The sequence below is a fragment of the Streptomyces sp. NPDC111520 genome, assembly GCF_055635295.1.
Window position 1 is genome coordinate 178,458 of record NZ_JBVKBW010000016.1, and the last position, 22,449, is coordinate 200,906.

The following is a 22,449-nucleotide window of genomic DNA, read 5'->3' on the forward strand; positions in this document are numbered from 1 at the left end:
CGCCCCCGGTGGTCAACGGCCGGGGACGGGCCGGGTCACCAGTCGATCCGCGCCGCGAGGAAGGGCTCGGCCTCCGGGGCGTCCTTGCGGGCGCGCAGGACTGCCTCGGCGGGGGCGCCGACCGGCACGCGCAGCGGGGGCGCGGGCCGTTCGATCGTGTCGGCCACCGCCGCGGCCACCTCCTCGGGGGTGATGACCTCACCCCGGAGGGCGGGCAGGGCCTCGTAGAGCGGGGTGTACGGGTCGCCCTCCTTCAGGAACACCTTCGCCCGCGCGCCGCCACCGGTGGAGACGGCGCCAGGCTGCACGACACTCACCTTGACCCCGAAGTGGCCCGCCTCGATGGCGAGGGTCTCGGCCAGCGCCTCCAGCGCCCACTTGCTCGCGCCGTAGGCACCGATCATCGGCAGCACCAGACGCCCCTGGATGCTGGAGACGAAGACGAGCCGGCCCGCGCCCCTCTCGCGCATCGCGGGCAGCACGGCCTGCGCCACCCGCAACGCACCCACCGTGTTGAGCCGGAAGAGCCGCTCGACCTCCGGGAGCGGGATGCTCTCCAGGGGCGCGCGCACGGTCTCCCCCGCGTTGCTGACGAGTACGTCGACGTCTCCGGCGTCGCGCACGGCCCGGTCGACGCTCTCCTGATCGGTGACGTCCAGGCGCAGGCGCCGGTCGACGGGGAGGTCCGCCAGCGCTTCCGGGCGTCGGGCGGTGGCGATCACGCGGTGCCCGCGGGCCGCCAGTTCCACGGCGACGGCCCGGCCGATGCCCTTGGACGCTCCGGTGATGAGTACGGACGACATGCTGCGACTCCTCTTTCGTGTGGTGATGTCTGCCGGGCCCCACCGGGCGGCCCGTGTACGGCGGGCACGGGTCAGGAACGGGCGACGCGCACGAGGAGCTTGCCGGTGTCGGCCCCGAGCCCCGGCACGGGTACGTCCTCCTCGTAGCGCAGGACGCCCTCCCGCAGCGGGCCGACCGGTGAGCGGGCCGCTCCGCGGGAACGTACCGGCGCGTTCATGTCGCGCTGCCGGGCGCCGTCATGTCCCGCTCGCCCGGGGTCACGCGGATGCCGTGTCGCCGACGTGGTTGCCCCTCATGAGCCAGGTCGGGCCTTGGGCGAAACCGCGGGCCGCGGCGAAGAACTCCGCGAAGTACGGTCCGCCGGCGTGGACGTTGAACGCTTCGACGTCCGCGTAGACCTCGTTGAGGTAGAAGACGTCCGGGTCCTCCTCGTCGGCGATGACCTCGAACCGGTGGGAGCCGGGTTCGTTGGCGAGGGAGTCCCGTGCCGCCTTGCCTGCCGCCCGTACGAAGTCGTCGCGGTGCTCGGGTCGGACGGTGAACGAGACGAGGAACTGGTACATGCGGAAACGCTCCCAAGATCGATGCGGGCAGTCGGCCAGTGGGTGGTTCAGTGACCGAACTGCCTCCTGCGCCCACCGTAGCACCGCTCGGTTCGGTGAGTGAACCGCCCTGGTAGGATCGAGGGCATGACCCTCCCCAACACCTATGCCGACGGGAACTGCCCCCTTGCGCGCACGTTGGAGGTCGTCGGAGAACGGTGGACGCTGCTGATCGTCCGCGACGCGTTCTACGGGGTGCGGCGGTTCGGGGACTTCGCCACCCAGCTCGGCATCCCGCGCGCCGTGTTGACCAGCCGGCTCAAGGCGCTGGTGCAGGAAGGCGTGCTCTCGCGCGAGGACGACGCGGCGGGCGGCGTCGAGTACCGGCTGACGGACAAGGGCATCGCCCTGTGGCCGGTCGTGCACTCCCTGATGAACTGGGGGGAGTCCTTCTACTCCCCGAACGGCGTCAAGCGCCTCCTGAGCCACGACCTCGACGGGGGACACCTCGATCAGGACGGGCGCTGCCGGGAATGCGGTGCGGTCGTCCCGGTCCAGGACATCCGCTCCGAACCCGGACCCGGCTACCGTCCGTCAGGACGGGACGCCGATCCCGTCTCCAGCGTGATCAACACCCCGCGACGGCTGCTGGAGCCCATCGTCACCTCGCGCACGCCCGCCCAGGGCCGGGGGCGCGGCTGAGGACCCCGTTCGCGTGCAGTGCGGCGGCGGGAGGGGTCGTCGGCGATCCGTGGGGTAGAGCACCGGATGGCCGCATCGGCCGAGCAACGCCACATGGGGAGGCGACATGGTTCCGGCCGCGCTGCTCGTTCTGGCCGTCGCGTCGGTGGCCTTGGCGGGCGTCTTCGTCGTGGCACGTGAGAGCCGGCGCCGTGCGCTTCGGGAGCGGTCCTACCCTGATCACGTCCGGCGTCGCCTTCAGGCGCGCAGGGAGGGGGGCCCTCCGGTCGACGCAGCCGGCCCGGCCGCGGAGCCGGCACTGTGGCTGCGCCTGGGGGCGTCCGCCGGTGACGAGGACGACCGTACCGGCCGCCTCGTGGACGAGCTCTGTGCGATCGGCCTCTCTCACGGGTTTCTGACCCTGGAGGGGGAGAAGGACCCGCGGACCCGGGAGATCGGTGCCGAGTTGGACGGGACGGGCGGGAAGCAGGAGATGCTCGACGCGCACCACCTGGTGCGGGCCCGACTCGGCCGGGTGCACGCACGCCATCTGGAGGCCGCATGGGACGGGATCGGTTCGTGGCTCGGATAGCCGTCCGCCCGCTTCCAGGGGGCGGCGGATCGCGACGCCGGAGCCGCTCTCGGCAGCCCCGTTCACCGGACCGGTCCCGTGCGCCTTCTCTGCACTTCACTCGAACGGGCAGCGATACCGTCTCCACGACCTGGTCGCTGTGCCGGGTTCTTCGGGAGTCGTTCGGCGGCGAGCCTCATGATCGATGTCGGCGGCTTTTGATGTCACTCAAGTGTTGCGGAGGCGTCCGGCGAGCCGCTGAGTGGCAGTCCTGCAGCGCTGCCAGGTCTCGGCAGCCGACTGTTCCTGGTTCCCGCCTGGGTGGTTCTCGGGTGCGGATACCGACCTTCTCCTGGAACCGGCGTTGTGAAATCGTCAAGCGATGACCGAACCGAGCAGCGACGACGGCCGCACCTTCCGGCGCGAGACAGAGCGGATCGTCAACGAAGTCGCTCAGGGGCTCCGCACGTTGGATGCCGGTGTTGGCTGGTTCTCCGGCCTCGCCCCGACCACTCAACAGGAGGTACTGCAGGAAGTCGCCGGCTATGCGAGGCAGGCGCACATTACGACTGCGGACGGCCGTGCGGGGGTGGCGCGGTCCGGTGTGAAGCCCACGGCCAACCCCGCGGTAATGATCTGCATGGACCCGCCCCGCTGTGGGTTCGCGGGCCTCCCCGCCGCCGAACACGTCAAGGCTTTCCGCGTCCTCGTCTCCGTGTTCGCCGTTGCCGACACTCGCCGCCGCGATACGTACTGCAAAGGCGCTTGCGGACATGCATGGCACAACCTGCCGGCGGCGGCCGAGCAGCCGTAGCATCGGCCTTCTCTCACGACCCCATGCGACTATCCCTGGGGAGCTTGATACGCCCCTCGCTGAGCTGATGATGCAGCGACTCCGTCGCACAGGCCTATCTGACCGGACCAACGTCATCCAGCGCAACGAGCCAACGAAGGTGCAGTCAACACACCTTCGGCGGGTCGGTGACGCGACCTCGGCGTGAGGACACCGGTGCCCCGGGCTGGCACCGGCCGCCGCAGGTGGCCCCTGGCCAGGGCTATTCTCGGACGATGTCGAATCGTTCAGTGGCGGCGGGAGTCGGTCTCGCCCGGGTGATGGCGCACTGCGGCGGAAACCCCGGCCAGGCCGTGGAACTCCTCGTGGGGGCGATAGCCGCGGCCCCGGCGGCTCCGGAACCCTACGAGGCGCTTGCCGAGTTGTGGCGGGACCGGTCCCCGGAGCTGAGGAAGAGCCTCGAAGAGGACGGTTCCCTGAGCGCGGTGCTGGCGCAGGGGTACTTCTTCTTCCTCGAAGGGGACCTGGACGACGCGGTGATGACCCTCGGCTCGGTCACCGGCGCGCGGCCCGACGTGGCATGGGGCGCCGCACCCTGGTTCGGTGACGCGCGCTTCCTCGACGGGGTGAGTGCCCAGGCGCTGGCCGAGGCGTGCCTGCGCGTCCTGGACCACGGCCACGACCTGGACACCGACGGGATGCGCGAGCGGTTCGCGCCCTGGTTCCACGCCCTCGACGTGGTGTCGGCGCGCGCGCCCGTCCCGGAGTCGCTGGCCGCCATGGCCCGGCTGCCCCGAGCCTGCGGCCGGTACGAGCTGGCCTTCGCGCTGTGCGACCGCGCCGACGCCGTCGCCCCGGTCATGTGGACCGCGGTCGCGCGAGCGGCCACCTGGCGCGTCATGGGCGAACCCGACCACGCCGCGGCCGCCTTCGAACGCGCCCTGGTCCTGGACCCCGCCAACTGGTCCCTCTACCTGGACCTGGCGGACGTGCGTGCCGGGCAGGGCGACTTCGCCGCGGCCGTGAGCCTCGTCGAACGGGGCCTGGAGCACGCACCCGACGAGGTCTCCCCGCGCGCCGCCGGCGCGGCCTACCGCACGCGCCTGACCGGCTCGTCCGAGGACCTGAGGGCCCTGATCGCCCTGGCGCCGCGGCTGGCGAACACCGCCTACCGGAACCTGCTGATCGACTGCGCGTGTGCGGGGCCGGAGCTGCCCCGGACACTCGTGTCCGAGGCGCGCGCCATGCGTGAGGCCTGAACGGGCCGTCGTGCGAACCGGCGCCCGACCGCGAGGCGTCGCGGCGGCCCGGCTACTTGGCGGGCTGACGTGCCGGACGCCGCAGGGAGTGGGGCTCGGCGGGCGGCTGCTCGCCGCGGATGTCGGCGAGGAGCGCGGTGATGGCGGCCATGATGTCCTCGGTGGCGCCCTTGAGGACGTCGGGGGTGAGGTCCTTGCCGTGGTGGCGGCTGAGGTCGACCGGCGGCCCGGCCACGACGTGGACCGTCTGGCGGGGCACCAGCCACACCCGGCGGTCGCCCCGGCCCCCGCGCGCGTACGGCGGCGCTATGCGGTGGGCGCCCCACTGGGCGACGGGGATGACGGGCGCGCCGGTCGTCAGCGCGATGCGCGCCGCGCCGGTCTTGGCGGCCATCGGCCACAGCTCCGGGTCACGCGTGACCGTGCCCTCGGGGTAGACCGCGACGCACTCGCCCGCGTTCACCGCGGCGATCGCGTCCCGGAGCGCGTGCGCGGCGTCGGCGGTCCCGCGGTGGACGGGTATCTGGCCGCTCTTGTGCAGCACCGTCCCGACGAAGGGGATCTTGAAGAGGGAGGCCTTGGCGAGGAGGCGGGCCGGCCGGCCGCTGTTGTACTGGTAGTGCCCGTAGGTGAGCGGGTCGAAGTACGAGATGTGGTTGACGGCGGTGACGAAGCCGCCCTCGGCCGGCATGTGCTCGTGCCCGCGCCACCGGTGTCTGACGAGCACGAACAGCACGGGCTTGGCGATGGCCGCAGCCAGCCGGTACCAGAATCCGTAGGGATTGCGCGATCTGCCGGTCACCCCGGGTCCTCCTCTGCTCGGGCGGCGTCGGTGGGCGCCGCTCGTCGTGTCGTTGCCCGGTACGTGGCAGACCGGTCGCGGGTCAGGCGTCCTCGTCGGGCGGTCTCCGTTCAGGATGGCCGACAATGTACTTGACCATGCAAGAGCCTAATTGCTGCATGGGGCAACGATCAACTCGCCCCGGCTCCGGGGAGCACGCCGGCAACGGCCGCATGATCTGCTGCCGGGACGAGGGAGGCGTGAACCGCCGGAACCACTGAGCGCGTGCCCGGCCGTGGGGGCGCCTCGGCGCCCTCCACGACCGCTTGTCCGGCGCCGCGGGGCACGCGTGTGGTGACATGCAGTCATGGCCTTCCTCGGTGTCGACATCGGCACATCCAGCAGCAAGGGCGTCCTGGTCGACGCCTCGGGCACGGTCATCGCGACGGCGGTGCGCGAGCACACCGTCTCCCGCCCGGCGCCGGGACACGTCGAGATGGACCCCGAGGTGTGGTGGGGCGAGTTCTGCGGGATCACCCGCGAGTTGCTGTCCGGCGGTGGACGGGCGGCACGGCTGGTGCACGTGGAGGCCGTGGGCGTCAGCGGCATGGGCCCGTGCGTCGCGCTGGCCGACGCCGCGAACCGGCCGTTGCGCCCGGCCGTGCTCTACGGCGTGGACACCCGGGCCGTCGCGCAGATCGCCCGCCTGGACGCCGAACTCGGCCGCGAGGCCGTGCTCGACCGGTGCGGCAGCGTGCTGTCGACGCAGGCGGTGGGCCCGAAGGTGGCGTGGGTGGCCGAGCACGAGCCGGAGGTGTTCGCGGCCGCGCGGCGGCTGTTCATGCCGTCGTCCTTCCTCGTCCACCGGCTCACCGGCGCCTACGTGCTGGACCACCATTCGGCCAGCCAGTCCGTCCCCTTCTACGACACCCGGGCGCAGGAGTGGTACCGCCCCTGGGTGGACGCGGTGTGGCCGCACGCGGAGCTGCCCGAGCTGCGCTGGCCCGGGGACGAGGCCGGGACGGTCACCGCCGGGGCGGCGGCAGAGACCGGGCTCGCGCCCGGTACGCCCGTCCTGACCGGCACCGTCGACGCCTGGGCCGAGGCCGTCAGCGTGGACGCGACCCGGCCGGGGGACCTGATGCTCATGTACGGCACGACGATGTTCCTCATCGCGACCGTCACCGGGCAGGTGCGCGTGCCGGAGTTGTGGAGCACCGTCGGCGCCTGTCCCGGGACGCGCTCCCTCGCCGGTGGCATGGCCACCTCCGGTGCCGTCACCGAGTGGCTGCGCGGTCTCTTCGGCGCCCCCGACCGCGCGGCGCTGCTCGCGGAGGCCGCGGACAGCGGCCCCGGCGCGCGGGGGCTCGCGATGCTCCCGTACTTCGCGGGCGAGCGCACCCCGATCGCCGACCCCGACGCCCGCGGGGTGATCGCCGGCCTCACCGTCGAGCACACCCGGGGGGATCTGTACCGGGCGGCGCTGGAGGCCACCGCGCACGGCGTACGCCACAACGTCGAGGCCATGCGGCAGGCGGGCGCCGCCGTCGAGCGGGTCGTCGCGGTCGGCGGGGGCACGCGGGGCGGGGTGTGGACCCGGATCGTCTCCGACGTCACCGGGCTGCCCCAGGACATCCCCACCGTCACCGTCGGCGCCGCCTACGGTGCCGCCCGGCTCGCCGCACGGCGGGCGGGCGAGGCTGCGACCGCGCACTGGAACCCGGTACGTGACCGGTGCGTGCCCGACCCGGCCGCGAGCGCCGCGTACGACGGGCTGCACGCCCTGTACCGGGAGCTGTACCCGGCGACGCGTGACGCGGTCCACGCCCTCGCCCGGTTCCAGCGTGAGGCCGCGGGCATCGCGGGTACGGGGTCCGGCCGGACGTCCTCCGGGGCGACCCGCACGGCGGGCGGGTGAAGCGCGGGTCCGTGGGTGCGCCGGGACGGACGCCCGGGGCCTCGCCGTCGGGTCAGGTCAGCTCGTCGGGTGCGGGGACGCCGAGGTGGGCGAGGAGCGCGCCGACCTTGCGGTCCAGCTCGCGGCCCACTTCCGTGATCTCCGGCCGGCCGAGCGCGGCGACCGTGTCGCTGGGCCGGTCGATCGCGAACACCGCCTCGCCGGAGGGGGATTCGTGGATCGTGGTGCGCAGGGGCGCGTACATCAGGGCGCCGGCGTCGTGCCGGTACATGCGCTCGGCGATGGTGTGGTTGCCCATCAGGTACTCGGTGCAGCGGGCCGGGTCGCCGGCCACGCCGAACAGCGGCTGGGCGTCGAACTTCCAGTAGATCATGAAGCCGTGCGGGGCTCCCTCGTCGGCGAGCCGGCGCACGGCACTCCAAGGAGCCCGTTCGGTGACCAGCTCGAAGGTGTGCCGGTAGTCGATCGGGGGGACGGCCTGCTCGAAGCGGGTCCGGAACTGCTCGTAGTCCGCCCCGACGGGGACCTCCAGTCGTGTGACGGAACGGGGGAGTGCGCGGATCGCGGGGTGCGTCGTCGTGGTGTCGTGGACCATGATCTGCTCCCTTCTGGCTTGTCTTACGACAGCCAGCCTAGGACGCACGGCAGGCTTTCGCAATAAAGTACGCAAATCGGGCACTGTCGACGCCGGGCGGGGCGATTCCGGAGTGGGTCAGGGGGTCGCGGCGGCGCCCAGCACCTGGGTGACGTCACCCTGCCAGGGCCTGACCCAGGCGGTCTCGGAGCGCGGCACCCGCTTCCGGCAGCGCGGGCAGCGCCGGCCGGGTTCGATCGACTCCCCGCACGTGCTGTGCACGAGGCGCATCGGCCGCGTCGGGGCCGCGGGCTCGCTGTGCGCGTCGCCCCAGACCATCATGGCGTGCAGCACGGGCAGCAGGTCCTCGCCCGCCCGTGTCAGCCGGTACTCGCCGCGGGTCCGGCCGCCGCCCTCGGGCCGGTAGGGGACACGTGCGAGCAGCCCCGACTCGACGAGTTGCCGCAGCCGGTTGGACAGGACGTTGTCGGCGATGTCCAGTTCGGCCTTGAACTCGTCGAAACGCGTCATCCCGGCGGTGGCGTTGCGCATGATCAGCAGGGTCCACCGGTCGCCCAGGATGTCGGCGGCCCGGCCGATCGGGCACGGCCCGTCGGCGGTGCCACGACGAGGACCTGGCATGTCGCACCTCCAGACTTGCTGAAAGCAAGCCTACGACCTTTGCCGCACGGCCCGAGGCCGCTTACCCTCAATGGTACGAATCGGAACAATCAAGGTTTATTACCACCCTCTTGCCCTCGCGTGAGGGCGGGCCGCCGGGGCGTCGCACCGCGGTCCGGGCATGGGAGTGATCGTGAACGCACGTTTCGCAGGGAAAGTCATCCTCATCACCGGAGCCACCTCCGGCATGGGCTGGGCGACCGCGGAGCGCGCCGCCGGTGAGGGTGGGAAGCTCGTCCTCGCTGCCCGCGGCCGTGAGGTGGGCGAGGCGCTGGTGGCCGACATCCGCGCCGCCGGCGGCGAGGCCGTCTTCGTGCGCGCCGACGTGACCGTGGAGGCCGACGTGGCGGAGGCGGTCCAGGTGGCCGTGGGCCGCTACGGCAGGCTCGACGGCGCCTTCAACAACGCGGGCGCCCCCACCGCGGACGGCCCCGTCACCGAGATCGACAGCAGTGCCTGGCACGCGGACATGGCGGTGAACCTCACGAGCGTCTTCTACGCCCTCAAGTACGAGATCCCCGCCCTCCGGGAGAGCGGCGGCGGCGCGATCCTGAACAACGCCTCCGTCTGCGGGGTGGCCGCCTACCCGAACCGGGCCTCCTACAACGCCGCCAAGCACGGTGTCATAGGGCTCACGCAGTCGGCGGCGCTGGACGCGGCCCTGGCCGGCATCCGGGTCAACGCCCTGATCACCGGCGGCGTCGACACCCCTTTGTCGCGGGCCCTCGCGCTGACCGACCCCAACCTGACCGACCCCGACATGTCGCCGGAGGACTCCTGGCGCACGGCCGAGGCGATGCACCCGCTGGGGCGGATGGCCCGGCCGGACGAGATCGCCGCGTTCGCGGCGTTCCTGCTGAGCGACGAGACCGGGTTCATCACCGGCGCCGCGCTCGCCATCGACGGTGGGATGACCGCCCGCCTGTAGTGCGGGACCCGGGACGGCCGGGGGCGGCGGCCCGGGTCCCGGCCGGCCCTTGCCCGTCCGTCCCGGTCCGTCAGCCTCCGGTCGTGGAGCGGCGCCTGCGGGGCGCGGCGGACTCCTCGAACCGCTCCGTCTGCAGCGTGGTGATCCGCCGGAAGGCGGCCTTGAAACGCGCGTACTCCCGCTCGCCGAGCTCCTCGGCGTGACGCTGCTCGATGCCGGCCATGATGGCGTCGGACTTGCGCATCTGGTCGCGTCCCAGGGCGGTGGGCACGATCAGCTTCGCGCGCCTGTCGCTCGGATCCGGGCGGCGCTCCACGTAGTCGAGGGCCTCGAGTTCGTCGATCAGGTTCCCGATGACCTGCTTGTGCGTGCCCGACAGCCGCGACAGCTCCGTTGCCCGGCTGCCGTCCTCGTCGATGTACCCCAGGACGGCACCGTGCTGGGGGCGCAGCTCGGGGTGGCCCTGCTCGGCGAGCTTCTCGAAGAGTTCCTTCTGGACCGAGAAGAGCAGGCGCGCGGACATGATCCCCACGTCGGGATCCGTCACTTTCCGTTCACTGCGCCGCACGTCCGGCCGCCCTTCCGCGTCCCGTGGAATTCACTGGGGTCGATCGTAGTGGTGCGGCCTCTTCGTGTGCCGCCCCCGGCCGCCGACTTCATGTCCGCGTCCGGCTTCCGTCGCGCCGTCCCGCCGCGTCGACCCGTCCCGCCGCGTCGACCCGTCACGCCGTCGTTCCGAGCTTGCAGCCGTTCCCGTGGACGCCTAGAGTGACTAGTCAAGATCAGTGACTATCAAGTTTGCTCACCAAATGCGTTCCTCGCACCACCCGTCAGGAGCTGTGGATGTCTGTGATCGAGCTGACCACCTTCGTGGTCGCACCGGACAGGACGTCGGACATGCTGTCGGCCCGCTCCGGCATGCTGTCGGCGTTCCGCAAGGACCGCCGGGGCTTCGTCGCCGCGCGCCTCGTACGCGTCGCCGACGACACCTGGCTGGACGTCGTCGAATGGACGGACGCCCTGGCCTTCGACGAGTCGCGTGCCAAGGGGGCCAACCTCCCCGAGATCGGCGCGTTCTTCGCCACGATCGACCGGCTCGTCAGCGCCGAGAGCGGCGTGCGCTACGACGACGACGCCGACGGCTCCCGGGCGGTGCGGACCATCGCCTACGGGAGCGAGCCCTCCCAGGTCGGAGAGCTCTACCTCCCCGATGGCGAGGGGCCCTTTCCCGTCGTGGTCCTGGTGCACGGCGGATGGTGGACGGCCATGTTCGACCGCCGGCAGGTCGTGCCGCTCGCCGAGGACCTGGTGTCCCGCGGCTACGCCGTCTGGAACGTGGAGTACCGCAGGATCGGCGAACCCGGTGGCGGCTGGCCGGGGACGTTCGAGGACATGGCGGCGGCCGTGGACGCCGTCGCGCACCTCGACCCGGCGGTCGACGCCGGCCGTGTCCTGGTCGTCGGGCACTCGGCCGGCGGTCACCTGGCCGCCTGGGTCGCGCACCGCTCCGCTCTGCCGGACGGCGCCCCGGGCGCGCGTCCCGCGGTCAGGCCCATCGGCGTGGTGACCCTGGCCGGGGTGCTCGACCTGGTCCACGCCGACTCGGTCGCGCTCGGCGAGGGCCTGACGGACTTCGAAGGCGACGTCCCGTCCAACGCGCCTCCGCCCTCCCACCCCGACGTGTGGCCCGCGGTCGCGGCGCGGGCCGGACGGGGCATCACCCGCCTGCTGCTGGGCGGGAGCGTCGCGGAACAGGGGGACCGGTACGCGGTCGCGTCCCCGGTCGAACTCGCCGGGGGCGGGGTCCCGGTCCCGATGCTGGTGGTCCACGGCTCGGCCGACGAGGTGATCCCGCCGGTCTACGCCCAGACCTACGCGCGGGCCGCCACGGCCAAGGGGGCGGACGTCACGCTCGTCATGTCGCCCGGCTCGGACCACTTCGACGTCATCGACCCGGACGGGCACGCCTGGGGCGTCACCCGCGCCTGGCTGGACGAGCGGCTGCGGCTGTCGAGGGGCGCACTGCCGGGCGGCGACTGACCGGGCCGGACCCGGGAGGCGCGACCGCCCGGTGCCGGGGCCGCCGGTGCGGCCCCGGCGCAGGGGAGGAGCCGTCACGTGCCGCCGTACGCGGCGGAGATCTGGCCGACGAGGACGGCGAACGGCATGTCGAGGGCCGCGTACACCTCGCCCGCCTCGGGTGCGGCGTTGTCGCCGAGGATCTCGACCATGAGGGTCGCGTAGTCGCTGACGATGACCCCCGCCTGCTGGAGCCGGATCAGGCCCGCTTCCCGCTTGGCGTTCGAGAACGTCCCGGACGCGTCGAGCGCCACGTACGTGTCGTACCCCTCGGCGGCGGCCGCGATGGCCGGCAGTGACGCGCACACCTCCAGGGAGATGCCCGTGAAGACGAGCTTGCGGCGCCCGGTGGCGGTGATGGCCTCGCGTACCCGGTCGTCGTGCCAGGCGTTGACCGTGCTCCGGTCGATCACCTTGACCGTGTCGGGGAGCACCTCGGCCAGTTCGCCGATCAGTGGGCCCCACAGGCTATCCGCGGAGGTCGTGGTGACGACGGTCGGGACGTGGAGGACCTGCGCCGCCTTCGCCAGGGCCACCACGTTGTGCTTGAGCTCCAGCAGGTCGGTGTCCCGGACACCGCTGTAGAGGCACACCTGGTGGTCGACGAGGACCAGCGCGCTGTTGTCGGGGGTCAGGAACTCGTGGAACTTGCTGTCCGACATGCTGCACACTCCTGCAGTCGGGGATGACACCGTCCAAAATAGTCAAAATAGGTGACTTCTTTCGACGCTAACCCGCACCCTCGCGGGGTGCAAGCGCAGGGCGGCCTCGGAGCCGCCGCAACCCGCGGGACGGCGCCGCGGATGAGGGTGGCGCGCGGGCCCGAGCGGTGCCCCGGGGCGTTTGACCCTGGCGGCGGGCACGGCTTAGGGGTGTTTGACCCATGCGCGGCACCCGGACCGGCTGGCAGCGTGACGCAAGCAGGGGCATGCGGCGCGAAGGTGCGCATGCCGCGTCACTCGTTCGTCTCGCACAAAGGCGCAGCAGATGGAAACAGCAACAGGGGCCGAAGAGCCGGACCGCGGGTCCGAGGCCCTCACCCGGCGGAAGTTCGTCGTCCTGGCGGGTTCCGCCGTCGTGGCGGTCGGCGTCGGCGCGGGCACCGCCGAGGCCGCCTCGGGGCCCGCCACCGGGTCGAGCGGCAAGGTCAAGCAGGCGTCCGGGGTATCCGCCTCCCAGCGGAACAAGGCGCCCAAGGGGAAGTGGCTCGCGGGTGACACCCACGTCCACGACGACCACTCCTCGGACGGCAGCGGCCCCCGCCAGACCTCGCACCAGACACTGCCCGGCAACCTCCCCGTCGGCGACCAGATCGCGCAGGGCGAGAAGGCCGGCCTCGACTTCATGCCGCTGACCGACCACCGGACGTACGACCAGGTCTGGGACCCGCAGTGGAAGTCGTCCGAACTGCTGCTGATCCCGGGCGAGGAGGCGAACGGCTCGCCGCACGCCATCGTGCTGGGCAACGTGGACGTGATCGTGGACGGCGCCAACCCGCCCGGCTCCGCGGCCTTCCGCCACGTGCAGCAGTCCGTCTGGGACGCCCACGCGCAGGGCGCGGTGTGGTCGCAGGCCCACCCCGACGACGGCGAGTACACGCCGGCCGCGGGCCCGAACGCCAACGCCAGCGTCCAGGGCGCGGACCTCGTCGAGGTCCTCAACGTCTCCACGGGCCCGGACGAGCAGGTCGAGTACGCGGAGAACCGCTGGAACGCGGGTTTCCGCTTCGGCGTGGCGGCGGCCAGCGACTGCCACTTCCGCGAGCTGTGGGACATCGACTCCCCGGGGACGCCCACCACCCACGTCTTCGCGGCGGAGCGTTCCGTCCTCGGCGTCCTCGACGGCTTCCGCAGCGGCCGCACCACGGTCGCGCAGAACACCGCGGGGCCGTTCCTGACGATCGAGGCCGACGTCGACGGCGACGGCGTGTTCGAGGCGATCGGCGGCGACGAGGTGGTCGTGGCCGACCGCAAGCTGCCCAAGCAGGCCACGCTGCGCGTGAAGGTGAAGGGCGGCAAGGGGACCACCGTCCACGTGTACGCCGCTCCCGGCCGCTCCGCGGGGCCCGTCGCGACCTACCGGCCGCAGCGGGCCAACGAGAGCTACGAACTGCCGCTCGTGCTCAAGGGCACGGACCACGGCTGGTTCCGGGCCGAGGCCCGTTCCCCCGGCGACCCCTCCGGTTCCGACGCCGACCCGAACCTGCCGGACCAGCTCCGCGGCGCCACCTCGCCGGTCTTCGTCTCCGTCGGCGCGCCGGCCGCGCCGCGGCCCGAGATCCCGCTCCCGGCCGCCGACACCGCCGGTGACACGGCGGAACTCGTCACCGGCGAGGCGGGCACGTTCACCGGCTTCTCCGACGTCGCGGTCGTCGGCGACATCACGCACGTCGTGGCGGAGGTGCACGAGGACCACGCGAGCAAGGTGGTCTACCGCCGGATCGACGCCAAGGGCAGGGTGACCACGTCCCTCACGCTCTCCGGTCGTTCGGCCACCGCGCGGTTCCCGCGCATAGCCGCCGCGTCCGACGGCGTATGGGTGGTCTGGCAGGACGAGCTGGGCAAGGAGCAGCCGCACCGACCGGTGATCCTGCTGGCCCACAGCGCCGACGGCGGCAGGTCGTTCAAGGCCCCGGACAAGATCAGCAAGGGCAAGGGGCGTGCCGTCCACCCGGCGCTGGCCCTGGTCGACGGGCGTCCGCTGGTCGCCTGGTCCGACAACAGCGGCGGCGCGTTCGACGTGTACGCGCAGATCGTCGGCGTCGACAGGGCCGCGGTCAACGTCTCCTCGGCGGGCAAGGCCACCAGCCCCGGCGTTCCCGGCGACGCGCGCTCCCCGCGCTACCCCGCCTCGCTGTTCCCGGCGATCGCCGTCCACGACGGCCGCCACGCCGTGGTCACCTGGCAGGACGACCGCTACGACCCGGACCCGCTGTGGACCGGCCACACCCCGCCCGCCGGTCAGCCGGCCGGCGGCGGCACGGATCCCGACAACTGGCAGGTCCTGGCGTCGGTGCGCAAGACGCCGGGCCGCGCCTGGGGCAATCCGGTCCAGGTCAGCAGGGTCAGTGACCGCTCCGACCGGCACCCGGGCCTGACCGTGGACGAGGACGGCACCTTCGTCGCGATCTGGGAGAGCGGCGCGCTGCAGAGCTCCGGCGCCAACCTCCAGCTGCGGGCGAGCCGCTCCACCGACGGCGGCACCACGTGGACGGCGTTCGAGAGCGTGGCCCTCGACGCCGACGCGATGAGCCAGCGGGCCAGGCTCGGCGTCGACCCCGACGGCACGGTCCGCGCGGTCTGGTACGACTCCCGCTCGGCCGACTGGCGGTGGAAGGTCTTCACCGCCACCCTCGACCGCGCGAAGGGCTGGTCCGCGGCCGTCCAGGTGAGCCACCGGGGCAACAACACCTGGCCCGCCCTGCACCGCGGTGTCGTGGTCTTCACCAGCGACCGCGGCGCGACCCGTGCGCAGCGCGACGAGACGCACCAGGTCTTCCGCGCGAAGCTCGTCTGAGCCGCCCCGCCCCGCTCCCGGGCCTCGTTCGGATCGTCAGGCAGCGCCTGACCCGTCCGGGCGAGGCCCGGCCCTTCGCGGTGGCGGGATCGCGCTAACTCGACGGGTCGTCGGTCTTGAGTGCCTCGCCCGTGTTGCTGATGAAGACGACGAGCAGTTGCGCCGGCTCCGTGCGGCTGGCGTTCTCCGACAGCACGTGGTGGGCGCCCGGCGGCTCGACCCAGAACTGGCCCTGGCGGTAGGTGTGGACCGGCTCGCCGGCGAGCTGGCTGCGCACGGTGCCCTTGAGTACGTAGGCGTAGACGAAGGCGTCCCCGTGCCGGTGCGGGGGCGTGCTCCCGTTCGGCGGATAGTCGACGATCGCCGAGGTGAACGACTTGCCCTTGACGTCGGGCAGCGCCTGTTCGAACTGGATGGACAGCTTGTCGTTCGGCCTCGTCGACGGTCCCGGGGAGACGGCGGCGGCCGGCGCCTCTCCGCTGACGTCCTTCGCGGAGGGGCCGCAGGCGGCGAGCGCCGCCATGGTGAGGCCCAGGGCGAGAAGGCCTCGACGGAACGCCATTCGGGTCATGGGGGCGCTCTCCTGTCCTGTTTCGCATGCTCCGATGTGCGCGCGCAGAGCGGCCCGGAACGGCATGGACGGATTCCGGTCCGTGCGTGCACGTCGCAGCCGGACCCATCGAGGAGCCTAAAGCGGAATCCGCCCGTCCGCCCGGGCGGCACTCGCCCCCCCGGTGGAAATCCGGGTGCGCCCGGCCACGGCCGGCTCCTATCGTTCCGGGCATGCGCGTCGTCTTCACCAAGGGCCCCGGTACGAGCTACGGCATCGCCGTGCACCGCGAGACCGGGGCCGCACTCGCCCCGCGCAACGGGCCCGGTGGGCATCCGTACCTCCCGCACGACCTGGTGCACTTCCTGGTCGAGACGGAGGCGGGCATCGGGCTCGGCGTCTACGGACGGCTGGCCGCCGGGGACAACGGCCTGTTCTGGCCCGCCGACCCCGAGGAGCGCGCCAAGGCCGCCCGGCGCCGCAAGTCCAGGCCGGTCAAGCCCTCGCTCCGGGCCCAGGCGGACATGGCCCGTTCGGAGCAGCTGGCCGACGTCGCCCTGCGGGTGTGGGAGGTCCGGCGCGGCCACGCGCGCGAGCTCCCCGCGTACATGACGGCCGCCGACGTCCCCGCGGTGGTCGACCGGATCGTGGTGGCGTTCGACGCCCACGCCGACCGCTGGCACGCCCTGCCGGTGGGGGGTTCGCTGACGGTGAGGTGGCCGGGGGACACCGCACCCCCGGGACGGGTCCCGGGGGCTTGAGCGCGGCCTCGCCGGCGTCCGCCGTCAGACGGTGGTGACGACCTCGTCGTAGGCCAGCCGCGGGTTGCGGGTGAACCACGCGTCCGTCCCCGGGTTGCCGATGTTGACGACGGCGAGGACGGAGTGGTCGCCCCCGGGGAAGAACTCCTTGTCGATCGCCTGGGCGTCGAACCCGGTCATCGGGCCCGCGGCGAGGCCCGCGGCGCGGACGCCGACGATGAAGTAGCCCACCTGCAGGGCGGCGTTCAGGGCCGCGGACCGCTCTCGCACCGTGCGCTCGGCGAAGAACACGTCCTTGGCCTGCGGGAAGTGCGGGAAGACGGCAGGCAGTCGCTCGTGGAACTCGTTGTCGGCCGCCAGCAGGGCGACCAGCGGTGCCGACTCGGTCTTCTTCCTGTTGCCCTCGGCCATGTGCCGCACCAGACGGGCGCGGGCGTCCTCGGAACGGACCAGGACCATCCGCAGCGGCTGCTGGTTCATGGAGGTCGGGCCGTACTTGACGAGGTCGTAGATCTCCTGGACCTGCTCGTCGGTGACCGGGGTGTCGGTGAAGGTGTTGGCGGTGCGTGCCTCACGGAAGAGCAGGTCCTGTGCGGCGGGGTCGAGTACGAGCGTCATGGCGGTTCCTCGGGTCGATGCGGTAGGTACGGTCGGAACGGGCGGTCCGGGGGAGGGGGGTGACGGGGGCGAGGGCAGCCGGCCGGCGCCGGCCCACCGGAACTGGGCGCCCGTGCCGAGCAGGTACACCCCGGTGGCGACGGCCCCCACCAGCCCCCACAGCAGGTGACCGGACACGGCATGCGCCAGCAGTGCGCTGAGCGCCGCACCGGAGGCGGCCGTGGGGAGGTGCAGCGCCGCCCACACGGGCCCGGCCGGAGGCGCCGAGCGGGCCAGTGGCCGCCCGGGCCCGCCGTGGGCGGCGGCCCCGACCGTGACGTACGTGAGCGTGGCGCCGGTGAGCAGCGCCAGCGCCTGTGTGGCGGACGGTGTGCCCCGTGCGGACACGGTGACGGCGGTGGCCGCCCACAGCGCCAGGGTGTAGCCGTGGGGTGCCGCGCCTGCCGCCACGACGCTCCGGAGAGAGCCGCGGTATCCGCGTGTGGTCGTCATCGTCACCCCTCCCGGAACCGAGCGGGGCGGCCACCGGACCGGTGGCCTGGCCCCCCGACCAGCATCGGGAGGGGTGCCATGGGCGGGCATCGCCCATTCAAGGGATCTCGGCGGTGCGCGGCGTCAGGTGCCGTCGGCGCCGGCGCCGTCCCGTTCCATCACCCACCGGGTCAGTTCCACGCGGGTGTTGATGCCGAGCTTGGTGAAGACGTGCTTCAGATGGGTGTTGACGGTGTGGACGGAAACGTAGAGCCGGTCGGCGACGGCCCGGTTGGTGAGTCCTTCCGCGACGAGCGGTACCACCTTCAGTTCGGACTCGGTGAGGCTCTCCCAGCCGGAGACGGCGGTCGCGCGGCGGGGCGTGCCGGAGGCGCGCACCCCGAGGTCCCGCAGGAGACGGCGGACCCGCTCGTGGTCGTGGACGGCCCCGCTCGCAGCGGTGAGCCGTGCCGCCTCCTCCAGCGCCGCGACCGCTTCGTCGCCACCGCCTTGCGCCGCGGACAGGACGGTCCCCAGGTCCTCGTGGGCCGCGGCCAGTGCCGCGGGCCGGCCCCCGGCGCGCAGCCGGGTGACGGCCGCCCGCAGGGCCACCGGGTCCTCGCGCAGGAGTCCGTCGACGTGGTCGCGTACGGCGAGCACGACGTCCTGGCCGTCGTTCTCCTCGGCCACGGCACGTACGACCGCCGCGACCGCCTCGGCACCCGTCCGGTCCCCGCCGCGCAGCGCCGTGCGGGCCAGCGTCGGCCAGTGGCCGGGGGGCAGGGAGAGGAGCCAGGCCGTGCGGTCCCCGGCGTGGAAGGCGCTTAGCGCCTCCGCGGCGGCCGCGTCCCGGCATTGGGCCTGCAGCACTCGGGCACGGGCGAGCGCCGTCCACGGGCCGTAGGGTGTGCCGTCGGTCGTGGCCGCCGCCCCGGCGCGCAGATGGGCCCCGGCCCGGGTGACGCCGCCGCGGGCCGTGTCGACCAGGGCCAGGACGGCGCGGGCCAGGGGTACCGCACGGGACGTCTCCAGCTCCCCGGCGACGGTGAGGCAGGCCTCGGCCTCCACGGCCGCGTCGTCCAGGGCGCCGCCCTCCAGCAGGGCGACGGCCCGGCAGGCGTGCCAGTGGGGCAGTGACCAGCCGAGTCCGAGGGACTCGGCGGCGCGCTGGCCCTCGCGCAGGATGCGGGCGGTCTCCTCCAGGCGGTCGGTGGAGAGCATGACGACGGAGAGCCACAGCGCCGGGATGCGCGGCGGCCGCAGCCGCAGGCCGTCGGTGGTGGTGGCGGCACGCCCGGTGGCGTGCTCGGCGAGTTCGAGGGCGCGGCCCAGCCGGCCGCGGTAGAAGGCCGTCTGCGACTGGAAAACCATGGCGCTGACGACGACCGCCGGATCGGCGCTGCGGTAGGCGGTCGCGACCAGCCCGGTGTCCGTCTCCTCGGCGGCCGTGATCTCGCGGCGGTGGATGTGCGCGGTCGCCTTGGCCTTCAGCAGCCGCACGCGCAGGTCATCGGGCAGGCCGGGAAGCTCCAGGGCCCGCTCCAGATGGGTCATCGCCGCCGCGTCGTCGCCCGCCGCCTGGTGGATCTCGCCGCCGACCAGCCGCAGCGCGGCCTCCTGGGCGGGTGCCGGGCCGTCGGCGATGGTGTCCTCGACCAGCTCGAGCGCCTCGCTCACCCGCCGGGTCCAGCCGAGCAGTTCCGCGGCGTCGGTGCGCAGGTCGACCCGCCGCGGGTCGTGTGCGGGCAGCAGCTCCGCCGCCTGGCGTGCGAGGTCGGCGGCGGACCCGGGGGCGGTCCGCGCCAGCTCTCGTACCGCGGTGGTCAGGGTGCGCACGGACGCGTCGTCGATCGTCGCGCCGGCGAGGACCAGGTGCCAGGCGATCTCCGCCCGGTCCCCGCCGCCCTCCCGCAGGGCCTCGGCCGCCTCCCGGTGCAGGGCCACACGCACCGGCAGCGGGAGGTCGTCGTGCACGGCCTGCCGGATGAGGTCGTGCCGGAACGCGAACCGCCGGCCCGCCTCGACCAGCAACTGGGCGTCCATGACGCCGTCCACGGCGGACAGCAGCGCGCCCGCCGGCCTGCCGAGCATCCGGGCGGCGGTGCCGAGGTCGAACGCCCGGCCCAGGACCGAGCCGATCCGCAGCAGATGCCGTGCGTCGTCGGGGAGCCGCTCCAGGCGCTCGCGGACGCTGCGCCGGAATCCGGCGGGCACCTCCTGGGTCAGGGGGGTGGCGGTGCCGCCGTCGATGGCGAGCGCGTCGGCGTCCCGCAGCGAACTCAGCAGTTCGATGGCGAGGAAGGGGTTGCCCGCGCTGCCGTCCAGCAGCCGGGTCAGGGCGGGGGCCGCCCCGCTGCTGGCGATCCGCACGCTCACCATGAAGCGCGCGGAACTGTCCCCGAGCGGGCCGATCGCCGACCTCGCACGGAAGGTGTGCGGCATCGACGGCCCCGCCGAGGAGCAGGACACCGCGTACACGGCCCAGGCGGACTACGCCCGCCGGCAGGACGCCTCGTAGGGGGTGCCGGGCCCGGGACGCAGCATGCCGCACTCCCGGGCCCGGGCCACCGCTTCGCTGCGGTTGTGCGTGCCGAGCTTCCGGAAGACCGCGCTGACCTGTGTCTTCACCGTGTTGCGTGACACGTGCAGCTCGGCGGCGATCTCCCGCAGCGTCAGAGGACCGCACAACGCGCGCAGGACGCGGCGTTCCCCGGGCGACAGGTCCCGCCCCGGCGGCGACGGCACCGGGACGGCCGGTTCGGCCGAGGCGGGCCGGGCCGGGCGCAGGCGTTCGAGCAGTCCGCGGAGCACTGCCGGGACGGCATCGCCTCCCTCCGGAAGGGGCGGGGGAGCGGCACCGCGAAGGCCGCGCGGCAGACCCGACGCGATGACGGCGGCCAGGGCCCGCAGATGCGGCTCGCCGCCGTGGACGGTCGCCGTGAGCGCCGTCACGGCGCGGGCCAGGGCTTCGGCGGCCTCGGTGCGGGCCCGGTCCTCCAGGAGCAGTCCCGCCCGGCACAGATGGGCGGGCGCGGCGGCGAAGTGGCCGGTGAGTCCCTCGGCGCGCGCCGTGTCCAGCGCCTGCTCCACCAGGGTGCGCGCCCGTTCCGCATGCCCGGTCAGGTACGCGCACAGGGCGCGCGAGCCGAGGGCGCGGACCAGCACCAGCGTGTGCCGGGCGCCGTGGGCGTGGCGTACGGCCTCGGCCAGCCGGGTGTCCGCCTCCTGCGTACGGCCCTGCCACAGCAGCGCGGTGCCCTGGACGACGCGGGCCAGCGCCCGCCAGGTGGTGGGCCAGGGACCGTCGACGTCCACGGGCCCGACCCCGGCAGGTGCCTCCCCCCGCAGGCAGCGGACGAGGGCGTGCGCCACGTCCGCCGCCGGCGCCACCGGAACCCCTTCCCCTGCGGTGCCCGGCCGGTGCGTCCCGGCCCTCGCCGCGTCGAGCCGGCGTTCGGCCGTCCCGGGGTCGCCCTCGCACAGCGCGGTCATCGCCGCCACGACGCACAGCCGGGCATCGGCACGGACCGCGCGGTCCGGCAGCGTGTCCAGCCACCGCGCCACGTCCGCGGACCGGCCAGAGGCCAGCGCCTCCTCCCAGGCGTCGAGGACGCTCATGACCGCGCCGGCGACGTCCCCGGCCCGGACGAAGTGCCGTACGGCGGACGTCGTGTCCTGGCGCCCGCGGTACCAGAGGGCGGCCGTCCGGTGCAGCGCCGCGGCCCCGCCGGGCTGCTCGGCGTCCAGCAACTCGGTCAGCACCGGGCGCAGCGCCCGGTGGTGCCGGTAGGTCGCCCGGGCGCCGGCGGAGGGCACGAGCAGCTGGACGGTCCGTGCGAGGTCCCGCAGCAGCACCCCGGCGCGGTCGCTGCCGGTGACGGCACGGCAGGACTCGGGGCCGAGTTCGTCCAGGACGCAGGTCCGCAGCAGGAAGCGGCGCTGTTCGGTGGTGAGCCGGTCGACGACCTCGGTGCCGAGGTAGTCGGCGACGGCGCGGGCACCGTCGGTCGCCGCCGCCCCGGCAGTGGTCCGCCCCATGAGGCACAGGCCCGCCGCCCACCCCTCGGTCAGGTGGTACAGCTCGCGCAGCGTCCGCTCGTCCGGCGGGCCGCCGTGCGGACCCGCCAGCAGGGCGGCCGCCTCCTGGTGGGTGAAACGCAGCGCGTCCGCGCCGACGTCGGCCGTGAGCCCCCGGGCGCGCAGCGCCGGGACCGGCGCACCGGGGAGGTGACGGGTGGCCAGCACGACCCGTACGCCCTCGGGCAGCGCGGTCACGAAGTCCCCCAGGCAGCGCAGCGTCGCCTGGTCGGTGAGCCGGTCCACGCCGTCCAGCACCAGGGCCGGGGGCGCCCCCTCCGCCAGCGCCCCCAGGACGCGGGGGAGCAGGTCGTCGACCCAGACCTCCGGGGACCATGCCCCGGCGGGTGGGGGAGCGGGCAGCCCGGGGCGGAGCGGGCGCAGCGCCGCGAGGACGCCGGCCCAGAGCCGTGCCGGGGTGTTGTCGTACCCGTCCAGGGCGAGCCACGCCACCTGCCCGTCACGGGCCCGGCGGGCACGTGCCCAGTCGGCGAGCAGCACGGTCTTCCCGGCGCCCGGCGGAGCCGACACGACGACCACGGGCTCCGCCGCGGCGTCGAGGTGCCGCAGCAGGCGTGGCCGGGGCACGAACTGCCGTGGCGGCGCGGGCGGATGAAGTCGATAGGGGGCGATGGTCTGCACGTGGCCTCCCGTCGTGGCCGGTCGGTCGAGGTGGGTCCCCGGTGCCCGGCGGGCACGACACGGCACCGGGCACCGGGGGGTCGGAGGGGGCGGGGTCGGGGCGACGGCCTAGGTGTATTGATCACGAGCGTTGTTGACACCTGCGGGGGCTTGATCAAGGCGAAGACCTCCGGTGTGGTGGAGCTGTCTAGGACTGCACCACA

22 protein-coding genes are annotated in these 22,449 nt (G+C 73.7%); 10 read left to right on the forward strand and 12 right to left on the reverse strand.

Features of this window, described 5'->3' with window-relative positions:
* Positions 1-35 precede the first annotated feature (35 nt).
* The 3 genes from ACZ7MY_RS32170 to ACZ7MY_RS32180 form a co-directional block, all read right to left on the reverse strand.
* Positions 36-803 carry an SDR family oxidoreductase gene (locus ACZ7MY_RS32170; protein ID WP_499606817.1) on the reverse strand — a complete coding sequence of 256 codons (768 nt, stop codon included), beginning with the start codon at positions 801-803 and terminating at the stop codon, positions 36-38.
* A gap of 71 nt (positions 804-874) precedes the next feature.
* On the reverse strand, positions 875-1,021 hold the full coding sequence (locus ACZ7MY_RS32175; RefSeq protein WP_499606818.1) for a hypothetical protein: 147 nt from the start codon (positions 1,019-1,021) through the stop codon (positions 875-877).
* A gap of 40 nt (positions 1,022-1,061) precedes the next feature.
* Entirely contained in the window at positions 1,062-1,367 is a 306-nt protein-coding gene (locus ACZ7MY_RS32180) for a putative quinol monooxygenase (RefSeq protein ID WP_499606819.1), read from the reverse strand.
* A gap of 126 nt (positions 1,368-1,493) precedes the next feature.
* Between ACZ7MY_RS32180 and ACZ7MY_RS32185 the strand changes: the two genes are divergently transcribed.
* The 4 genes from ACZ7MY_RS32185 (at position 1,494) to ACZ7MY_RS32200 (ending at position 4,650) form a co-directional block, all read left to right on the forward strand.
* Positions 1,494-2,048, forward strand: coding sequence for a winged helix-turn-helix transcriptional regulator (locus tag ACZ7MY_RS32185; RefSeq protein ID WP_499606820.1), 555 nt, complete (start codon positions 1,494-1,496; stop codon positions 2,046-2,048).
* Positions 2,049-2,154: 106 nt separating this feature from the next.
* The gene (locus tag ACZ7MY_RS32190) at positions 2,155-2,619 is read left to right on the forward strand and encodes a hypothetical protein (protein WP_499606821.1); all 465 of its coding nucleotides are present in this window, start codon (positions 2,155-2,157) and stop codon (positions 2,617-2,619) included.
* 361 nt (positions 2,620-2,980) lie between these two features.
* Positions 2,981-3,412: a DUF5958 family protein gene (locus ACZ7MY_RS32195; protein WP_499606822.1), complete on the forward strand. Its 432-nt coding sequence runs from the start codon at positions 2,981-2,983 to the stop codon at positions 3,410-3,412.
* 254 nt (positions 3,413-3,666) lie between these two features.
* Positions 3,667-4,650 (forward strand): tetratricopeptide repeat protein, encoded by a 984-nt coding sequence (locus ACZ7MY_RS32200; RefSeq protein ID WP_499606823.1) that lies wholly within the window; start codon positions 3,667-3,669, stop codon positions 4,648-4,650.
* 52 nt (positions 4,651-4,702) lie between these two features.
* On the opposite strand, the gene ACZ7MY_RS32205 is transcribed toward ACZ7MY_RS32200, so the two are convergent.
* Complete coding sequence (locus ACZ7MY_RS32205) at positions 4,703-5,452, reverse strand: lysophospholipid acyltransferase family protein (protein WP_499606824.1); 750 nt, start codon at positions 5,450-5,452, stop codon at positions 4,703-4,705.
* A 346-nt stretch (positions 5,453-5,798) separates the two neighbouring features.
* Between ACZ7MY_RS32205 and ACZ7MY_RS32210 the strand changes: the two genes are divergently transcribed.
* The gene (locus ACZ7MY_RS32210) at positions 5,799-7,349 is read left to right on the forward strand and encodes an FGGY-family carbohydrate kinase (protein WP_499606825.1); all 1,551 of its coding nucleotides are present in this window, start codon (positions 5,799-5,801) and stop codon (positions 7,347-7,349) included.
* Positions 7,350-7,401: 52 nt separating this feature from the next.
* Here ACZ7MY_RS32210 and ACZ7MY_RS32215 read toward each other — a convergent pair whose 3' ends face one another.
* A complete protein-coding gene (locus ACZ7MY_RS32215) occupies positions 7,402-7,944 on the reverse strand; it encodes a DUF302 domain-containing protein (protein ID WP_499606826.1) in 543 nt (180 codons plus the stop codon).
* Positions 7,945-8,061: 117 nt separating this feature from the next.
* On the reverse strand, positions 8,062-8,565 hold the full coding sequence (locus tag ACZ7MY_RS32220) for a winged helix-turn-helix transcriptional regulator (protein WP_499606827.1): 504 nt from the start codon (positions 8,563-8,565) through the stop codon (positions 8,062-8,064).
* 172 nt (positions 8,566-8,737) lie between these two features.
* Between ACZ7MY_RS32220 and ACZ7MY_RS32225 the strand changes: the two genes are divergently transcribed.
* The gene (locus ACZ7MY_RS32225) at positions 8,738-9,532 is read left to right on the forward strand and encodes an SDR family NAD(P)-dependent oxidoreductase (RefSeq protein ID WP_499606828.1); all 795 of its coding nucleotides are present in this window, start codon (positions 8,738-8,740) and stop codon (positions 9,530-9,532) included.
* 70 nt (positions 9,533-9,602) lie between these two features.
* Here ACZ7MY_RS32225 and ACZ7MY_RS32230 read toward each other — a convergent pair whose 3' ends face one another.
* Complete coding sequence (locus ACZ7MY_RS32230) at positions 9,603-10,079, reverse strand: MarR family winged helix-turn-helix transcriptional regulator (RefSeq protein ID WP_499606829.1); 477 nt, start codon at positions 10,077-10,079, stop codon at positions 9,603-9,605.
* Between the two features lie 296 nt (positions 10,080-10,375).
* Here ACZ7MY_RS32230 and ACZ7MY_RS32235 point away from each other — a divergent pair, with 296 nt between their 5' ends.
* Complete coding sequence (locus ACZ7MY_RS32235; protein ID WP_499606830.1) at positions 10,376-11,572, forward strand: alpha/beta hydrolase family protein; 1,197 nt, start codon at positions 10,376-10,378, stop codon at positions 11,570-11,572.
* Positions 11,573-11,646: 74 nt separating this feature from the next.
* Here ACZ7MY_RS32235 and ACZ7MY_RS32240 read toward each other — a convergent pair whose 3' ends face one another.
* Positions 11,647-12,273, reverse strand: a complete 627-nt coding sequence (locus ACZ7MY_RS32240; RefSeq protein ID WP_499606831.1) for an isochorismatase family protein — start codon at positions 12,271-12,273, stop codon at positions 11,647-11,649.
* A gap of 325 nt (positions 12,274-12,598) precedes the next feature.
* On the opposite strand from ACZ7MY_RS32240, the gene ACZ7MY_RS32245 reads away from it, so the two are divergent.
* Positions 12,599-15,127 carry a CehA/McbA family metallohydrolase gene (locus tag ACZ7MY_RS32245; protein WP_499606832.1) on the forward strand — a complete coding sequence of 843 codons (2,529 nt, stop codon included), beginning with the start codon at positions 12,599-12,601 and terminating at the stop codon, positions 15,125-15,127.
* Positions 15,128-15,221: 94 nt separating this feature from the next.
* Here ACZ7MY_RS32245 and ACZ7MY_RS32250 read toward each other — a convergent pair whose 3' ends face one another.
* Positions 15,222-15,698 carry a cupin domain-containing protein gene (locus ACZ7MY_RS32250; RefSeq protein WP_499606833.1) on the reverse strand — a complete coding sequence of 159 codons (477 nt, stop codon included), beginning with the start codon at positions 15,696-15,698 and terminating at the stop codon, positions 15,222-15,224.
* 212 nt (positions 15,699-15,910) lie between these two features.
* Here ACZ7MY_RS32250 and ACZ7MY_RS32255 point away from each other — a divergent pair, with 212 nt between their 5' ends.
* Positions 15,911-16,438: a hypothetical protein gene (locus ACZ7MY_RS32255; protein WP_499606834.1), complete on the forward strand. Its 528-nt coding sequence runs from the start codon at positions 15,911-15,913 to the stop codon at positions 16,436-16,438.
* Between the two features lie 24 nt (positions 16,439-16,462).
* Here the strand turns inward: ACZ7MY_RS32255 and ACZ7MY_RS32260 are convergent, their stop codons facing one another.
* On the reverse strand, positions 16,463-17,056 hold the full coding sequence (locus tag ACZ7MY_RS32260) for a malonic semialdehyde reductase (RefSeq protein WP_499606840.1): 594 nt from the start codon (positions 17,054-17,056) through the stop codon (positions 16,463-16,465).
* A gap of 615 nt (positions 17,057-17,671) precedes the next feature.
* A complete protein-coding gene (locus ACZ7MY_RS32265) occupies positions 17,672-19,897 on the reverse strand; it encodes a helix-turn-helix transcriptional regulator (protein ID WP_499606835.1) in 2,226 nt (741 codons plus the stop codon).
* A 7-nt stretch (positions 19,898-19,904) separates the two neighbouring features.
* On the opposite strand from ACZ7MY_RS32265, the gene ACZ7MY_RS32270 reads away from it, so the two are divergent.
* Positions 19,905-20,045: a hypothetical protein gene (locus ACZ7MY_RS32270; protein ID WP_499606836.1), complete on the forward strand. Its 141-nt coding sequence runs from the start codon at positions 19,905-19,907 to the stop codon at positions 20,043-20,045.
* Here ACZ7MY_RS32270 and ACZ7MY_RS32275 read toward each other — a convergent pair.
* Positions 20,018-22,246 (reverse strand): winged helix-turn-helix domain-containing protein, encoded by a 2,229-nt coding sequence (locus tag ACZ7MY_RS32275; RefSeq protein WP_499606837.1) that lies wholly within the window; start codon positions 22,244-22,246, stop codon positions 20,018-20,020. The two genes, ACZ7MY_RS32270 and ACZ7MY_RS32275, sit on opposite strands and share 28 nt — an antisense overlap.
* Positions 22,247-22,449: the final 203 nt, after the last annotated feature.

Excerpts from the sequence above, each read along its gene's own strand:
- ACZ7MY_RS32215 (WP_499606826.1), bottom strand. The coding sequence starts at position 7,944 with ATGGTCCACGACACCACGACGACGCACCCCGCGATCCGCGCACTCCCC.
- ACZ7MY_RS32250 (WP_499606833.1), bottom strand. The coding sequence starts at position 15,698 with ATGACCCGAATGGCGTTCCGTCGAGGCCTTCTCGCCCTGGGCCTCACC.
- ACZ7MY_RS32220 (WP_499606827.1), bottom strand. The coding sequence starts at position 8,565 with ATGCCAGGTCCTCGTCGTGGCACCGCCGACGGGCCGTGCCCGATCGGC.
- ACZ7MY_RS32235 (WP_499606830.1), top strand. The coding sequence starts at position 10,376 with ATGTCTGTGATCGAGCTGACCACCTTCGTGGTCGCACCGGACAGGACG.
- ACZ7MY_RS32175 (WP_499606818.1), bottom strand. The coding sequence starts at position 1,021 with ATGAACGCGCCGGTACGTTCCCGCGGAGCGGCCCGCTCACCGGTCGGC.
- ACZ7MY_RS32270 (WP_499606836.1), top strand. The coding sequence starts at position 19,905 with ATGAAGCGCGCGGAACTGTCCCCGAGCGGGCCGATCGCCGACCTCGCA.
- ACZ7MY_RS32190 (WP_499606821.1), top strand. The coding sequence starts at position 2,155 with ATGGTTCCGGCCGCGCTGCTCGTTCTGGCCGTCGCGTCGGTGGCCTTG.
- ACZ7MY_RS32195 (WP_499606822.1), top strand. The coding sequence starts at position 2,981 with ATGACCGAACCGAGCAGCGACGACGGCCGCACCTTCCGGCGCGAGACA.
- ACZ7MY_RS32170 (WP_499606817.1), bottom strand. The coding sequence starts at position 803 with ATGTCGTCCGTACTCATCACCGGAGCGTCCAAGGGCATCGGCCGGGCC.
- ACZ7MY_RS32180 (WP_499606819.1), bottom strand. The coding sequence starts at position 1,367 with ATGTACCAGTTCCTCGTCTCGTTCACCGTCCGACCCGAGCACCGCGAC.
- ACZ7MY_RS32245 (WP_499606832.1), top strand. The coding sequence starts at position 12,599 with ATGGAAACAGCAACAGGGGCCGAAGAGCCGGACCGCGGGTCCGAGGCC.
- ACZ7MY_RS32200 (WP_499606823.1), top strand. The coding sequence starts at position 3,667 with ATGTCGAATCGTTCAGTGGCGGCGGGAGTCGGTCTCGCCCGGGTGATG.
- ACZ7MY_RS32185 (WP_499606820.1), top strand. The coding sequence starts at position 1,494 with ATGACCCTCCCCAACACCTATGCCGACGGGAACTGCCCCCTTGCGCGC.
- ACZ7MY_RS32240 (WP_499606831.1), bottom strand. The coding sequence starts at position 12,273 with ATGTCGGACAGCAAGTTCCACGAGTTCCTGACCCCCGACAACAGCGCG.
- ACZ7MY_RS32255 (WP_499606834.1), top strand. The coding sequence starts at position 15,911 with ATGCGCGTCGTCTTCACCAAGGGCCCCGGTACGAGCTACGGCATCGCC.
- ACZ7MY_RS32260 (WP_499606840.1), bottom strand. The coding sequence starts at position 17,056 with ATGACGCTCGTACTCGACCCCGCCGCACAGGACCTGCTCTTCCGTGAG.
- ACZ7MY_RS32210 (WP_499606825.1), top strand. The coding sequence starts at position 5,799 with ATGGCCTTCCTCGGTGTCGACATCGGCACATCCAGCAGCAAGGGCGTC.